Here is a 13,949-nt window from a genome sequence, read left to right on the forward strand (position 1 = left end):
GACCCACCGACAGCGCGGCCGTGTGCGGATATGCCGCGGGGGCACGGACGCGATGTGCGTCCGTGCCCCCGTCCGGCCTGGGGCGGTGACTAGAAGTCGACCGGCTCCTCGGCATCGCTCGGATCGGTGAGTACGGCACCGATGCCGAGCTTCTCCTTGATCTTCTTCTCGATCTCGTCGCGCACATCGGTGTTCTCGAGCAGGAATTTGCGGGCGTTCTCCTTGCCCTGACCGAGCTGGTCGCCCTCGTAGGTGTACCAGGAGCCCGACTTGCGGATGAAGCCCTGATCGACACCCATGTCGATGAGCGAGCCCTCCTTCGAGATGCCCTGCCCGTACAGGATGTCGAACTCGGCCTGCTTGAACGGAGGCGAGACCTTGTTCTTGACGACCTTCACGCGGGTGCGGTTGCCGACCGCGTCTCCGCCGTCCTTGAGGGTCTCGATCCGGCGCACGTCCAGACGCACGGAGGCGTAGAACTTCAGCGCTTTACCGCCCGTGGTGGTCTCGGGCGAGCCGAACATCACGCCGATCTTCTCGCGCAGCTGGTTGATGAAGATCGCGGTGGTGCCGGAGTTGTTGAGCGCACCGGTCATCTTGCGCAGTGCCTGGCTCATCAGGCGGGCCTGGAGACCGACGTGGCTGTCGCCCATCTCACCCTCGATCTCGGCGCGCGGCACGAGTGCTGCGACCGAGTCGATGACGATGATGTCGAGCGCACCCGAGCGGATGAGCATGTCGGCGATCTCGAGCGCCTGCTCACCGGTGTCGGGCTGCGATACGAGCAGGGCGTCGGTGTCGACGCCGAGCTTGCGCGCGTAATCCGGATCCAGTGCGTGCTCGGCGTCGATGAACGCCGCGATACCGCCGGCGGCCTGCGCGTTGGCCACCGCGTGGAGGGCCACCGTCGTCTTACCCGACGATTCCGGGCCGTAGATCTCGATGACGCGGCCGCGCGGCAGACCGCCGATACCGAGAGCCACGTCGAGTGCGATCGATCCGGTGGGAATGACTGCGATGGGCGGACGTACGTCCTCGCCCAGGCGCATCACCGAGCCCTTACCGAAGCTCTTGTCGATCTGCGCGAGGGCGAGCTCGAGCGCCTTCTCGCGGTCGTGAGCCTGTGCTGCCATCTTGGTCCCCTTAATCGAATCTCGTCCTTGTTGTCGACGACGTTAGAACCCGGCACCGACAAGTTCGCCGCTGCGACCGCGGAAACGCCGCATCTGTGGATGGGATCACCGCCTGTGGACAACACCCATCCGGTGCATCCAGCATAGCCGAACACGTGTTCGAAATCCGGTCGCTCGGCGTCCGCGGGCAATGGTCGCATCCCTGTCGGACAGAGAACCGATGTCGCACCGCGCGCCCCTCTCGGAGGCAGGCGGAATCCCTCGTTCCCGCCGGTGAACCGTGACTACCGCCGCACGGGCGGAACGTCGAACTCGTCGCAGAGCGCGCGCCACACCTCGCGCGGTTCCTGCCCGGCCTCGATGGCCTCTGCCGGCGTCCGTCCACCGAGCGCGAGCAGCACATGATCGCGCAGCAACGCATCGCCGTGCATCTGCCCGAACTCGTCCCGGACCACCTCGTAGAACTCCGTCAACCGCACCCCGACCACGGTAGTCGCGTGCGCTGCGCGGCGACAGTTCAGTCCGCTGCGGTCTCGCACACCGCGACCGGGTCCTGCACGTCACGAGCACTGGCCGCGGCCGCACGAGCCGCGGCGGCGAAACTCGGCGACGACAGCACCGTGTCGATCGCGGAGCGGACCACAGCCGCGTCGAGCGGACGAACCACCACCGCGCTCCCCTGCCGTGCAGCGCGGTTCGCCAGCTCCCACTGGTCGCCGCCACCGGGCACGATCACCGCCGGAACCCCCGCGCTCAGCGCCTTCGCCAGCATCCCGTGCCCACCCCCGCACACGACGACATCGGCCTGCCGGAGCAGGACATCCTGCCTGCCGCGACCTGCGACGACCCGGCTCGGGAGCGCCTGCTCCGGGGGGTCGAGCATCGTCGCGGCGACCCGCATACCGGTTCCGTCGAGGGCATCGCACACCGTCTCGACCATGCCGGTGACGCCGGTCGTCGCGGTCGACGGCGCGACCATGACCAGCGGGCCGTCGCCCGGAGGCGGATCGAGGACCTCCGCGGTGGGTTCCCACAGCAGCGGACCGACCACGTGCGCGTACTCCGGCCAGTCGGGTCGAGGCAGCTCGAGTGCCGGCAGGGTGGCGATCAGCCGGGCCCGCGGCCCCGGATCACGAGCGGGTAACCCGATCCCGACGCGTGCGGCCGAGCGCTCGCGCTCCCCCTGCCGCAGCGATCTCGCGGTCATCGCACGCAGCGCGGCGTCCCGCAACCGCCCCCGCACCCCCACGCCCACGTCGAGACCGCTGCCGATCGGCGGAAGGCCACGCGACGGCAGGTACAGCGGGTGCGGCGAGAGCTCGACCCACGGGATCCCGAGTCGTTCGGCGGCCATCCCCCCGCCGGCGGTGAGAACGTCCGCCACCACGAGGTCGGGCAGCAGCGCACCGAGATCCGGGAGCATCTCGCTCGCGATATGGGCGGCGCGGGCGTGGATCTTCGCCCCCGCGTCGCCGTCGTCGTCCCCGAGCCGGGGCGCCAGCCCCTTCAACTCAGCGAACGTCACACCGGGCAGCTCGAGGCCGAGCCATCGTTCGCCCGTGAGGACGACCGCGTCGTGCCCGGCATCCGCGAGCCGCAGCGACAACGCGATCGCCGGAATCGCATGACCCGCATCGGGCCCGGCCACCACCGCCACTCGCACGCGCACAGCCTGCCACAGGCCACCGACGGCGGGACGCTTCCTATCCCGCGAAGGTGTACAACTCGAACCCGGAGGCGCGCTCGGCAGCGAATCCCGGCAGCGGCGCCGATGCGCGCTCCACCTGTTCGCGCGCTTGTGCCTCCACCGGCCTGTCGTCGAGAGCCTGCAGGTACAGACGGTGCGCCGCGAGGGACTCGACTGCCAGTTCGACCGTATCGGTCACGTCCACCGCGTGGGTCGGAGGCGAACCCGGACACACGGCAGCCCATCGCACGCCGTGCCACGGTTCCAGACCGCGTTCGGTGAGTTCCGGGAAGATCCATTCGTTCGCGGCATCGGAGACGGCGTCGAGGACGCTGATCCCGAGCGCCCGATGGTCGGCACTGTTGACCCAGCCGGGCCGGGGCGACAGCCCGAACGCGAGCGTGACCACCATCTCAGGACGATGACGTCGGATGGCGGAAGCGATGTCGCGACGGAGATCGAGACTCGGGACGAGTCGACCATCCGGGTGCCCGAGGAACTCGACGGTATCCACTCCGACGATCCGCGCGGACTCGCGCTGCTCCGATTCCCGCACCGGCCCGCTCTTCTCGGGCGACAGACCGGCGATGCCCGCCTCGCCACTGGTGGCCAGAACGTAGGAAATTTCCTTGCCCTGTCGGGTCCACCGCGCGATCGCCGCCGCCGCGCCGTATTCGATGTCGTCCGGGTGGGCGACGACGACGAGTCCGCGTTGCCAGTTCTCCGGTACCGCCTCCACAGCTGCCCCCTTCGTCTACAGACGTGTCAGGTCGTGCTTGTCACCTCCCGATACTGCCTTGTACAGCAGGTATCCGCCGAAGATCACGGCGCCGAGTACGAGAAAGCCGAACAGGTTGTCGAGCAGGGCGCCGAGGACGGCGAGACCGACCCACACCACCGCGACGATTCCTACGATCTTCCAGAACATTGGGTACTCCCACCCTCGATGCCGACCTCTTCCGAGTCGGACTCCATTTGCTCGGTACGCCTCGATCCTGACAGCTTGAGCAATGAAAAACAGCAGGTCAGCGCAGATATCAGGGAAAGATCAGGGGACACCCGGAGGCGCACCCCGGTGTGGCCCACGGGCACCCGGAGACGGGTCGGTGACCCGCGGCACGCCGGTACGGCTTAGGCTCTACGGGTTCGCCGTCCATACCAGAAGGCTGAGTAACCGTGTCCTCGTCCCCCCGTATCCCCGCGCGCGACCTCGCGCAGATCGCCGTCTTCGCCGCCCTGATCATCGCCCTGGGACTGCCCGGTCAGATCAGTATCGGATCGTCCGGCGTGCCCATCACGCTGCAGACCCTCGGTGTGATGCTCGCGGGTGCACTGCTCGGCGCGCGTAAGGGTGTCCTGTCGGTGCTCACCGTGATCGTGCTGGGACTGGCACTGCCCGTTCTCGCCGGCGGCCGCACGACCCTCACCTCGCTGGCCGGTCCCACGGTGGGCTTCCTCATCGGCTGGATTCCCGCCGTCGCCGTCATCGGCTGGCTGAGCATGAGGATGCTGCCGCGTTACCGCACGCTGCCCGGTGTGGCCGTCAACGTCCTCGGCGGCATCGTCGTGCTCTACGCCTTCGGTATCGCGGGTATGGTCCTGCGCACCGATCTCACGGTGTGGGCCGCGGCCGCCGCCAACGTCACCTTCCTGCCGGGCGATCTGGCCAAGGCGGTCGTCGCCGCCGCGGTCGCCGCCCAGGTGCACCGCGCCTATCCCGCGCTGGTGGCGCCGCGTATCGCGCACCGTCCCGCGGCGGACCCCGCCCACTGACCCCGTCGGCCGGCCGTCGATGAGCGAGATCCGATTCCGGGGGGTGCGGCACGCCTACGGCGACCGCACCGTCCTCGACGGGGTCGACGTCGTCCTCACCGAACGACGCGTCGGCATCGTCGGCGCGAACGGCAGCGGCAAGTCGACGATGGCGCGGATGATCAACGGTCTGCTCGTCCCGTCGTCCGGATCGGTGACCGTCGACGGCCTCGATACGGCCCGCAAGGGCCGGGAGGTGCGCAAGAAGGTCGGTTTCGTCTTCACCGACCCGGATCACCAGATCGTCATGCCGACGGTGGCCGAGGACGTCGCCTTCTCGTTGCGGCGCAGCGGGCTCGGCAAGGAGGAACGTGAAGCCCGGGTGCGGCAGGTCCTCGCCGATTTCGGGCTCGCGGGACACCACGACCATCCCAGCCACCTGCTCTCGGGCGGCCAGAAGCAGTTGCTCGCGCTCGCCGCGATCATGGTGACCGACCCGGCGGTGCTCGTCGCCGACGAGCCGACGACCCTGCTCGACCTGCGGAACACGAAGCTCATCGCCCGTACGTTCGCGAGCCTGCCGCAGCAGGTGATCGCGGTGACCCACAACCTCGATCTGCTCACCGATTTCGACCGTGTCCTCGTGGTGGATTCGGGGCGGATCGTCGCCGACGACGAACCGGTCGCGGCACTGGCGCACTACCGGAACCTGATCGGGTGAACACTTTCGGCCTCTACCACCCGGGAACCTCCGTCCTGCACAGGATTCCGGCGGGGGCGAAGCTGCTCGCGGTCGCAGTGCTCATCCTCGTGCTGACCCTGTGGATCCGCCAGCCGTGGCAAGTGCTACCCTCCCTGGGTCTGGCCGTGCTCGCCTATGCCGCCGCGCGGATACCGCCGCGTCTCGCCGTCGTGCAGTTGCGTCCACTGGTGTGGATGCTGGCGATCATCGCCGGCTTCCAGGTGCTCGTGGCCGGCTGGGAACGCGCGGTGGTGATCTGCGGATCGCTACTCGTGGCGGTCGCGCTGGCCGCCCTGGTGACTCTCACGACGCGGACCACCGACATGCTCGACGCGATCGTGCGCGCGGCACGTCCCCTCGCACGCGTCGGCGTCGACCCCGATCGGGTGGGCCTCGTGCTGGTGATGACCATCCGCGCGATCCCACTGCTCGGCACCGTGGTCACCCGGGTGACCGAGGCACGCAGAGCGCGCGGCCTCGGCTTCTCGTTGCGGGCCCTCGTGGTTCCGGTGGTGGTGGGAACATTGCGCACGGCCGAGGCGATGGGTGAGGCACTCGCCGCGCGGGGTGTCGACGACTGATGCATCCGCGCACTCAGCGGTAACGCTGCTCGATCTGCCCCACCTCGCGCCAGGACTGAGCCCAGCTCTCGAGCTTGTCGGACGTGGCGATCAGTTCGGCGCGGCGCCGGTCGAGCATCGCCAGCGAACGGTTGCCCTCGGCGGTCGCGGCGAGCCGGGCCGCGGCGGCCACGAGTTCCTCGAACTGGTCGACGCCCGTTCCGAGACGCTCGCCCGCGTCCGTGATGGCAGCGGACAGATGGGTCTTCGCGGCCGCACTGCCTCGCGCGGCGGATTCGAGGGCCACCACGTCCTCGACGACGGCGTCGAGTGCGGACGCGGCTGCGCGTGCGGCGTCGTCGATCTCGGCGAGGTCGTCGGAGGCCACGGAGTTCGATCTCACGAGCACACCGAGCAGGCGCCTGAGGCTCTCCTCGTTCGCCGCGAGTCGTTCCATCGGTGCGCGGGCAACCGAATCGGCCGGCGGGAGCGGCCGCCGGCGGGGCGGCGGTGGGGGCAGCGGTACCGCGTCGAGACGACGGAACGTCCGGACGGCGAGGACGGCGGGTATCGCGAAGGCAGCGGTCGCTCCCCCGGTCGCGACGAGCGTCCATTCGGGAGCCGATGCGACGGCGAGGGTGGCGGTGCCGATCGCCGTGGTGCCCGAGGTGGCTCCGAAGAAACCGGCACGCCGACGGGCACGCCGCTTCTTGCGCCGCAGCCGGGCCGCGGGATCGCGCCAGCGGCGCGCAGCGTCCATCGCGTTGTCGGTGGCGTCGCGGAATGCGGCGACGACCGAGCCGGGGATGTTCCCGGCCCGGTCGTCTCCGGAGGCGTTCACGGCGGATCAGTTCCAGGGGGTACGAATCACCGGCCGGTGGTGCCGGCGGCGTTCGGGGGTTCCTTGCGGGTGTCGACGGCAGGGTTCGCGGGGGCACCGGGGAGTGCCTCGCCCTTCATCGACGCCCGGATCTGCTCGAGGCGGCTGTGACCGGCCATCTGGACGGTGGCCTGCTGCACTTCGAGCATCCGGCCCTGCACCGAATTCTGGGCGAGCTCGGCCGAACCGAGGGCGTTGGCGTAGCGGCGCTCGATCTTCTCCCGGACGGCGTCGAGGCTCGGGGTGGTCCCCGGAGCCGAGAGGGTCGAATCCATCGACCGCAGCGACTCGCTCACGCGCTCCTGCATCTTGGCCTGCTCGAGTTGGCTGAGCAGTTTCGTCCGCTCGGCGACCTTCTGCTGCAGCGCCATGGCGTTCTGCTCGACGGCTTTCTTGGCCTGCGCGGCGGCCTGGAGCGACTGGTCGTGCAGCACCTTGAGGTCTTCGACGGACTGCTCGGCGGTGACGAGCTGCGCGGCGAACGCCTCGGCCGCATTCGTGTACTGGATCGCCTTCTCGGTGTCGCCCGCCGCCGTGGCCTGGTCGGCCATCATGACGGCCTGGCGTGCGCTGGCGTTGAGCTTCTCGACCTCGTCCAACTGCCGATTGAGCTTCATCTCGAGCTGACGCTGGTTACCGATGACGGAAGCCGCCTGCTGCGAGAGGGCCTGATGCTGGCGCTGAGCGTCCTCGATCGCCTGCTGAATCTGGACCTTCGGATCGGCCTTCTCATCGATCTTCGAGTTGAAGAGCGCCATGAGGTACTTCCAGCCCTTGACGAAAGGATTAGCCATGGGTGTGATCCTGCCTCCATCTGGTACGCCGCGCCGAACGCGACCCGGTACGCGGCCCTCGCGTCCCGGTTCGAAGATCGTCGGTCCGCTGCTACCCCCGACGACCCACCTGCCCTACCCTGGCCGGGTTCGTGCACGCACCACGACCCGGTCGATGTCGCTCATGCCCGCATCCGGCGAGGCCGGCACGGTTCGTGATCCATGTTAGGCGGCTGCCAGCGCCTGCGCGGCGGGTGCAGGAATCACCATCCGTGGCTCCTGCGCGAGCAAGCCGGGCTCGGGGCCGTCGGACCGATCGGCGGAGATCGTCTCGGATGCGGTGCTCTCCATGCCCGCGCGACGGTCGAGTCCGTCCGCCAGCAGACCACTCACGTCGAACAGCACGTCGGAGAGCGGGACATCCAATGCGTCGCAGATGGCCGCGAGCAGTTCGCTCGAGGCCTCCTTCCTGCCGCGCTCGATCTCCGAGAGGTAACCGAGACTGACCCGGGCGCTGCTGGAGACTTCGCGCAGGGTGCGGCTCTGCGAAACACGGGTGCGCCGAAGGCTGTCACCGAGTGCCTCACGCAACAACAGCGCCATCCCATCCTCCTTCGTCCGTCGTGCCGACACCTCGACAACGCGCGACGACGCTGCGAGGTTCCCGCGGATCGATCGGACCTCGATACTGCGGTGTCCAGACATTACAACGCCCATGGCCGTCGCAGACGAGCGAGTGGTCCCGACACCGCGGTGTCGACCGCCCGAGCCGGATACCGCACCGGTCGCCGCACGAGTTCGTCCACCTGTACGCCGGCCCGAGTGGCGACCACGAGGGGTCGCCCGGATTCACCGGGCGTCCTCACCCACCGCGCGGCCGTCGTCCGGAGTGTCCTCCGCAGGGGTGTTCCCGACATCGACGGTCTCCACACGTGTGGTCTCGCTCCGGCGTACTCCGGTGCGCAGACGGATGGCCTGGACGACGTAGTCGAGACCGGTCACCACCGTCAGCGCGACCGCCAGGATCATCAGGCCGATCGCCACCGGTTCCACCGAGTCGGGCAGGGGCAGCAGGTAGAGGCCGATGGCGAGCGTCTGCACCAGGGTCTTGGCCTTACCGCCGCGACTCGCCGGGATCACGGCGTGGCGGAGCACCGCGAAACGCAGCGCGGTGATCCCCAGCTCCCGGGCGGCGATGATTCCGGTGACCCACCACGACAGGTCGCCGAGCATCGACAGTCCGACGAGCGCCGCGCCGATGAGGGCCTTGTCGGCGATGGGGTCGGCGAGTTTACCGAAATCGGTGACGAGACCGTGTTTCCGCGCGAGTTGACCGTCGATCCGGTCGGTGATGGCGGCAATCGCGAAGACTCCGGTCGCCGCGAGCCTCCACGCGGTGTCGTGCCCGTCACCGACGAAGAGCAGCACCAGGAAGACCGGCACCAATGCGATCCGGCCCACCGTCAGGATGTTGGCGATGTTCCACAACGGCACCGGATCGTGCGGGCTCCCGGCGTGTGGTCCCGGTGCGGCGCCGCTCCCGCCCGACGCGGTGACATGCTGGCGGGGCGTGCTCATGTGCCCCACAATATCGGTAGCCGCACGCGCTACTGTTCACCGCATGACGACTCCGCCGACGAACCACGACTCGAACGATCGAATGGTCGTGCGGCGCGCCCGAACCTCCGACGTGCCCGAGATCAAGCGGCTCATCGACATCTACGCGGGCAAGATCCTGCTCGAGAAGAATCTGGTGACCTTGTACGAGGCCGTCCAGGAGTTCTGGGTGGCCGAACTCGGGGGGCAGGTCGTCGGGTGCGGTGCCCTGCACGTGCTGTGGTCGGATCTCGGGGAGGTACGCACCGTCGCCGTCGACCCGTCCGTCAAGGGCCACGGCGCGGGTCACCTGATCGTCGCGCGTCTCGTCGAGGTCGCCCGCGAGCTCGAGCTGGAACGACTGTTCGTGCTCACCTTCGAGGTGGAATTCTTTGCGCGGCACGGTTTCGCGGAGATCCAGGGGACTCCGGTGACGGCCGAGGTCTACGCGGAGATGTGCCGGTCGTACGATACGGGCGTCGCGGAGTTCCTGGACCTGAGCTATGTGAAACCGAACACGCTCGGGAACACCCGGATGCTCCTCACCCTCTGATCGAGATCACGAAAGCGAGGCCCGATGGCCCTGTTCGCCGTCGAGTACACCTATTCGGATGCGACCGCCGCGGCGCGCGACGAACATCGTCCCGAGCACCGCGCGTGGCTCGGTGATCTCGTGGAGCAGGGCGTCGTGCGTGCGACCGGTCCGTGGGCGGACGGGTCGGGTGCGCTCATCCTCGTCGACGTGGCCGACGAGGCCGCGGCGCGCGAACTGATGGCCCAGGACCCGTTCTCGCAGCGCGACCTCGTCGATGCCGTGCGCATCACCGGATGGAACCCGGTGATGGGCGTGTTCAACGCTTGACGGGTTCCTTCGCCCCTCGCGTCTTCAGCAGGCTCGCCACGGTCGTCACGACCAGCACCCCGACGATCACGATCAGCGATACCGAAGTGGAGATCTCCGGGACGGCGACGTGCTCGCCGCCGTTGATCCAGCCGAGCGTGTTCTCGTGCAGGGCATGGAGCACCAGCTTCACGCCGATGAACGCCAGGATGATCGACAGTCCGTAGGACAGGTAGACGAGCCGCTCGAGCAGGCCACCGATGAGGAAGAACAGCTGGCGCAGACCCATCAGCGCGAAGGCGTTCGCGGTGAAGACCAGATAGGGCTCGTCGGTCAGGCCGTAGATCGCGGGGATCGAGTCGAGCGCGAAAAGGATGTCGGTGAACCCGATCGCGACGAGCGCGAGAAGCATCGGGGTGACCATCTTCCTGCCGTCGATACGGGTGACGAGCTTGTCGCCGTCGTACTCGTCGTGCACCGGCAGGAACTTGCGGGCCAGCTTCACCATGCGGTTCTCCGAGATACCCTGCGGGTCCTCGCCGTGATCGCGGATGAGCTTGACGGCCGTGTAGATCAGGAAGATACCGAAGAGGTAGAACACCCAGCTGTAGGCGTTGATCGCCGCGGCACCGACCGCGATGAAGGCACCGCGCATGACCAGCGCCAGGACGATACCGATCGTCAGGACCTTCTGCTGGTATTCACGGGGCACCGCGAAGGTGGCCATGATGATGACGAAGACGAACAGATTGTCGACCGACAGCGCCTTCTCGGTGATGTATCCGGCGAAGTACTCGCCGCCGTAGGTCGGTCCCCACGCCGCGAAGACGATGAGACCGAAGACGATCGCGATGGCGATGAACACCGCCGACCAGAATCCGGATTCCCGCAGTGTCGGAGCATGCGGTTTGCGAACGTGAGCGAAGAAGTCGAAGACGAACAGTCCGATGATGACGGCGATCGTGATCAACCAGGTCGTCAGAGTTACGTGCACGGGCATCACAGCCTTCCGGTAGGTTGTCGTACCTGCCGGAGGTCTCTCCCGCCCGGATCGTTACCGGACCGACGGCCCCGGGGCGGCATCGGCGCCGCACGTGTTGACGAGACCGCCGCGGATAAGGGGATACTCCCCTCCACAGCTCCCTCGATTGTGCCACATGCGCCTATTCCGCGCCCGAGGGCGCCTCCGCAGCCTCGCCGCCACCGCGGATCGAGTACAGCAGACCGTCGAGTTCCTCCGGCTTGACCAGCACCTCTCGCGCCTTGCTGCCCTCACTGGGTCCCACGACCCCGCGGGTCTCCATCAGATCCATCAGGCGGCCGGCCTTCGCGAATCCGACGCGCAACTTGCGCTGCAGCATCGACGTGGAGCCGAACTGGCTCGTCACCACCAACTCGACGGCCTGGAGGAAGACATCGAGGTCGTCGCCGATGTCGGGATCGACGTCCTTCTTGTCGCCGGCCTTCGGGGCGGTCACGCCTTCGTTGTACTCGGGCTCCGCCTGGTTCTTCGCGAAGTCGACGACGGCCGCGATCTCTTCGTCGGTGATGAAAGCACCCTGCATGCGCACGGGCTTGCCCGCACCCATCGGCAGGAAAAGCCCGTCGCCCATACCGATGAGCTTCTCGGCGCCGGGCTGGTCGAGGATGACTCGCGAGTCGGTGAGCGAACTCGTCGCGAACGCGAGTCGCGACGGCACGTTCGTCTTGATCAGGCCCGTGACGACGTCCACCGAGGGCCTCTGCGTCGCCAACACGAGGTGGATGCCGGCGGCACGGGCCTTCTGGGTGATGCGGACGATCGCATCCTCCACGTCGCGGGGAGCCGTCATCATCAGGTCGGCGAGCTCGTCGACGATCGCGAGAATGTAGGGATACGGCCGGTACACGCGTTCGCTCCCGAGCGGCGCGGTGATCTCCCCCGACTTCACCTTGGTATTGAAGTCGTCGATGTGCCGCACGCGGTTGGCCTGCATGTCCTGGTAGCGCTGCTCCATCTCCTCGACGAGCCAGGCGAGCGCTGCGGCCGCCTTCTTCGGCTGGGTGATGATCGGCGTGATCAGGTGCGGGATGCCCTCGTAAGGGGTCAGTTCGACCATCTTCGGGTCGATGAGGATCATCCGCACCTCGTCGGGGGTCGCGCGGATGAGCAGTGACACGAGCATCGAGTTGACGAAGCTGGACTTACCGGAACCGGTGGAACCGGCGACCAGCAGATGCGGCATCTTGGCGAGGTTGGCGGAGACGAAGTCGCCCTCGATGTCCTTGCCGAGACCGATGACGAGGGGATGGTGGTCGCGGCGGGTCGAGGGGGCCGCGAGCACGTCCGACAGGCGCACGAGCTCACGGTCGGTGTTGGGGACCTCGATACCGACGGCGGACTTGCCCGGGATCGGCGCGAGCAACCGGACGTTGTCGGTCGCGACCGCGTATGCGATGTTGCGGGCGAGCGCGGTGATCTTCTCGACCTTGACGCCCGGGCCGAGTTCGACCTCGTAGCGGGTGACGGTCGGGCCGCGCGTGAAGCCGGTGACGGCGGCGTCGATCTTGAACTGTTCGAGGACCTCGGTGATCGCCTCGATCATCTGATCGTTCGCAGCCGACCGCGTCTTCGGCGGGTCGCCCTTGGTGAGCAGTTCCAGCGAGGGAAGCGCGTAGTCGCCTTCGATCTCGCGGTCGCGGACGAACGTCTCGGCAGCCTCGGGTTCGGACGTCTGGTCGACGACCTCGGGTACCGGAGCGGGCTTCGGCTTCTTGCGTACGGGAGCCGGGGCCGGCGCCGCGGCCCGACTCTCCGCGACCGAGGGCATCTCCAGCGTGGGAGGGGGCGACGCGGACGTCTCGGGTTCGGGTGCCCGGTCGTCCCACAGCGGCAGGATCTCGGTCTTCGCGTCGCCGTCGAACTCGTCGGGCGGATAGTTGTCCGCCGGGGTACGCCGGCGTCTGGATCTCTTCGGCGCGGGCGCCTCCTCGAGAGGGTAGCCGTCGACATCGAACATCGGTGGCTCGTCGTAGCCGTAGCCGTCGTCGTAACGGTCGTCGTACTCGTCGTACTCGTCGTCGGCGCCGTAGCCGAGACCGAAATAGTCGCGGAACAGTTCGGGCAGCTCACGCACCGTGGTGCCGGTGAGCAGCAGGATTCCGAAGCCGGCCGCGAGGAGCATCAGCGGCACGGACAGCCAGACGGTGAGTCCGGAGGTGAGCGGCCCGCCCACCGCGGCACCCACGAATCCGGCTCCCTCGGCGCGACCCTCCGCGTCGGTGGGTGAGCCGGAGGCGATGTGCCACAGGCCGAGGGCGGGCAGGCCGACGAGCAGCCCGCCGACGACGAGCCGGGGACGGATCTCGGGATGCGGTTCGGTGCGCATGAGGGTCAGCGCGATCCCGACCGCGACGAGCGGAAGGACCGCACTCGCGCCGCCGGTGACGGCGCGGACGGCCGTCTCGACCCACTCCCCCACCGGGCCGCCGACGCCGAACCACACCGTGCCGGCGATGATCACACCGATCGAGATCAGTCCGAGCGCGATGCCGTCGCGGCGGTGGCCGGATTCGATCTCGGTGGCGCGACCCATCGTGCGGGTCGTGGCCCCGACGGCACGGGCCGTCATCATCCAGCCGGCACCGACGGTGCGGCCGACGGCGGTGAGGATGCCCCCGGAACTGCGCCGGGGCCGGGCAGGTGCGGGTCTGCGACCGGCAGCCGGGGCACGGCGTGCGGTGCCACCGCTGCGGCGGTTCGTGGTCGACGTCGCGGCGCGCGGCTTGCGCGCAGCGGTGGACCTGCCCGAACCGGCCGCCTTCGATTTCGCGGTCGAGGTGCTCTTCGAGGTGGAGGTACCCGTACTGCGGGCGCGGGCCGTGCTGCCGCCCGAGCTCCGCGCTCCCGTCCGCGACCGAGAGGTCGTAGACGACGTTCCGCGGCTACCCGACGACTTTCCTGCCATATCCGCCAGGGTAGCCGCACGGACCTCTCGTGAACCAT

At 68.4% G+C, this 13,949-nt stretch carries 16 protein-coding genes; 5 read left to right on the plus strand and 11 right to left on the minus strand.

The window, feature by feature from the left end; all coding sequences use genetic code 11:
- Positions 1-89: 89 nt before the first annotated feature.
- The 5 genes from recA to PV766_RS03115 all read right to left on the minus strand — a co-directional run bounded on the left by recA (position 90) and on the right by PV766_RS03115 (position 3,748).
- Positions 90-1,133 carry a recombinase RecA gene (gene recA, locus PV766_RS03095; RefSeq protein WP_421096370.1) on the minus strand — a complete coding sequence of 348 codons (1,044 nt, stop codon included), beginning with the start codon at positions 1,131-1,133 and terminating at the stop codon, positions 90-92.
- Positions 1,134-1,417: 284 nt separating this feature from the next.
- Positions 1,418-1,612 carry a DUF3046 domain-containing protein gene (locus tag PV766_RS03100; protein WP_026003514.1) on the minus strand — a complete coding sequence of 65 codons (195 nt, stop codon included), beginning with the start codon at positions 1,610-1,612 and terminating at the stop codon, positions 1,418-1,420.
- Between the two features lie 38 nt (positions 1,613-1,650).
- Positions 1,651-2,796, minus strand: coding sequence for a glycosyltransferase (locus PV766_RS03105; RefSeq protein WP_421096371.1), 1,146 nt, complete (start codon positions 2,794-2,796; stop codon positions 1,651-1,653).
- A gap of 40 nt (positions 2,797-2,836) precedes the next feature.
- Complete coding sequence (locus PV766_RS03110) at positions 2,837-3,559, minus strand: PIG-L deacetylase family protein (RefSeq protein ID WP_033096535.1); 723 nt, start codon at positions 3,557-3,559, stop codon at positions 2,837-2,839.
- A 15-nt stretch (positions 3,560-3,574) separates the two neighbouring features.
- The gene (locus PV766_RS03115) at positions 3,575-3,748 is read right to left on the minus strand and encodes a hypothetical protein (RefSeq protein ID WP_006551287.1); all 174 of its coding nucleotides are present in this window, start codon (positions 3,746-3,748) and stop codon (positions 3,575-3,577) included.
- A gap of 248 nt (positions 3,749-3,996) precedes the next feature.
- Between PV766_RS03115 and PV766_RS03120 the strand changes: the two genes are divergently transcribed.
- The 3 genes from PV766_RS03120 to PV766_RS03130 are packed head-to-tail and all read left to right on the plus strand — an operon-like array spanning position 3,997 to position 5,895.
- Positions 3,997-4,593, plus strand: a complete 597-nt coding sequence (locus PV766_RS03120) for a biotin transporter BioY (RefSeq protein WP_421096372.1) — start codon at positions 3,997-3,999, stop codon at positions 4,591-4,593.
- Positions 4,594-4,612: 19 nt separating this feature from the next.
- Positions 4,613-5,293 carry an energy-coupling factor ABC transporter ATP-binding protein gene (locus tag PV766_RS03125; RefSeq protein WP_064065569.1) on the plus strand — a complete coding sequence of 227 codons (681 nt, stop codon included), beginning with the start codon at positions 4,613-4,615 and terminating at the stop codon, positions 5,291-5,293.
- A complete protein-coding gene (locus tag PV766_RS03130) occupies positions 5,290-5,895 on the plus strand; it encodes an energy-coupling factor transporter transmembrane component T family protein (RefSeq protein ID WP_421096373.1) in 606 nt (201 codons plus the stop codon). The genes PV766_RS03125 and PV766_RS03130 overlap by 4 nt, the downstream gene beginning before the upstream one ends.
- 13 nt (positions 5,896-5,908) lie before the next feature.
- Here PV766_RS03130 and pspM read toward each other — a convergent pair whose 3' ends face one another.
- The 4 genes from pspM to pgsA form a co-directional block, all read right to left on the minus strand.
- Positions 5,909-6,715 (minus strand): phage shock envelope stress response protein PspM, encoded by an 807-nt coding sequence (gene pspM, locus PV766_RS03135; RefSeq protein WP_115311444.1) that lies wholly within the window; start codon positions 6,713-6,715, stop codon positions 5,909-5,911.
- A 26-nt stretch (positions 6,716-6,741) separates the two neighbouring features.
- Positions 6,742-7,548, minus strand: a complete 807-nt coding sequence (locus PV766_RS03140) for a PspA/IM30 family protein (protein WP_026003485.1) — start codon at positions 7,546-7,548, stop codon at positions 6,742-6,744.
- A 204-nt stretch (positions 7,549-7,752) separates the two neighbouring features.
- Positions 7,753-8,130: a helix-turn-helix domain-containing protein gene (locus tag PV766_RS03145; protein ID WP_421096374.1), complete on the minus strand. Its 378-nt coding sequence runs from the start codon at positions 8,128-8,130 to the stop codon at positions 7,753-7,755.
- 246 nt (positions 8,131-8,376) lie between these two features.
- Positions 8,377-9,105 (minus strand): CDP-diacylglycerol--glycerol-3-phosphate 3-phosphatidyltransferase, encoded by a 729-nt coding sequence (gene pgsA / locus PV766_RS03150; RefSeq protein ID WP_421096375.1) that lies wholly within the window; start codon positions 9,103-9,105, stop codon positions 8,377-8,379.
- 43 nt (positions 9,106-9,148) lie between these two features.
- Here pgsA and PV766_RS03155 point away from each other — a divergent pair, with 43 nt between their 5' ends.
- Together PV766_RS03155 and PV766_RS03160 are read left to right on the plus strand one after the other, a co-directional pair.
- On the plus strand, positions 9,149-9,676 hold the full coding sequence (locus PV766_RS03155; protein WP_172506037.1) for an amino-acid N-acetyltransferase: 528 nt from the start codon (positions 9,149-9,151) through the stop codon (positions 9,674-9,676).
- Positions 9,677-9,700: 24 nt separating this feature from the next.
- Complete coding sequence (locus PV766_RS03160) at positions 9,701-9,985, plus strand: YciI family protein (RefSeq protein WP_064065148.1); 285 nt, start codon at positions 9,701-9,703, stop codon at positions 9,983-9,985.
- Here PV766_RS03160 and PV766_RS03165 read toward each other — a convergent pair.
- Together PV766_RS03165 and PV766_RS03170 are read right to left on the minus strand one after the other, a co-directional pair.
- Positions 9,975-10,964, minus strand: a complete 990-nt coding sequence (locus PV766_RS03165; protein WP_016934532.1) for a TerC family protein — start codon at positions 10,962-10,964, stop codon at positions 9,975-9,977. The two genes, PV766_RS03160 and PV766_RS03165, sit on opposite strands and share 11 nt — an antisense overlap.
- A 163-nt stretch (positions 10,965-11,127) precedes the next feature.
- Positions 11,128-13,911 (minus strand): DNA translocase FtsK, encoded by a 2,784-nt coding sequence (locus PV766_RS03170; RefSeq protein WP_421096376.1) that lies wholly within the window; start codon positions 13,909-13,911, stop codon positions 11,128-11,130.
- Positions 13,912-13,949 lie beyond the last annotated feature (38 nt).

This window comes from Rhodococcus sp. As11, assembly GCF_048957735.1.
GTDB lineage: Bacteria > Actinomycetota > Actinomycetes > Mycobacteriales > Mycobacteriaceae > Rhodococcus > Rhodococcus gordoniae.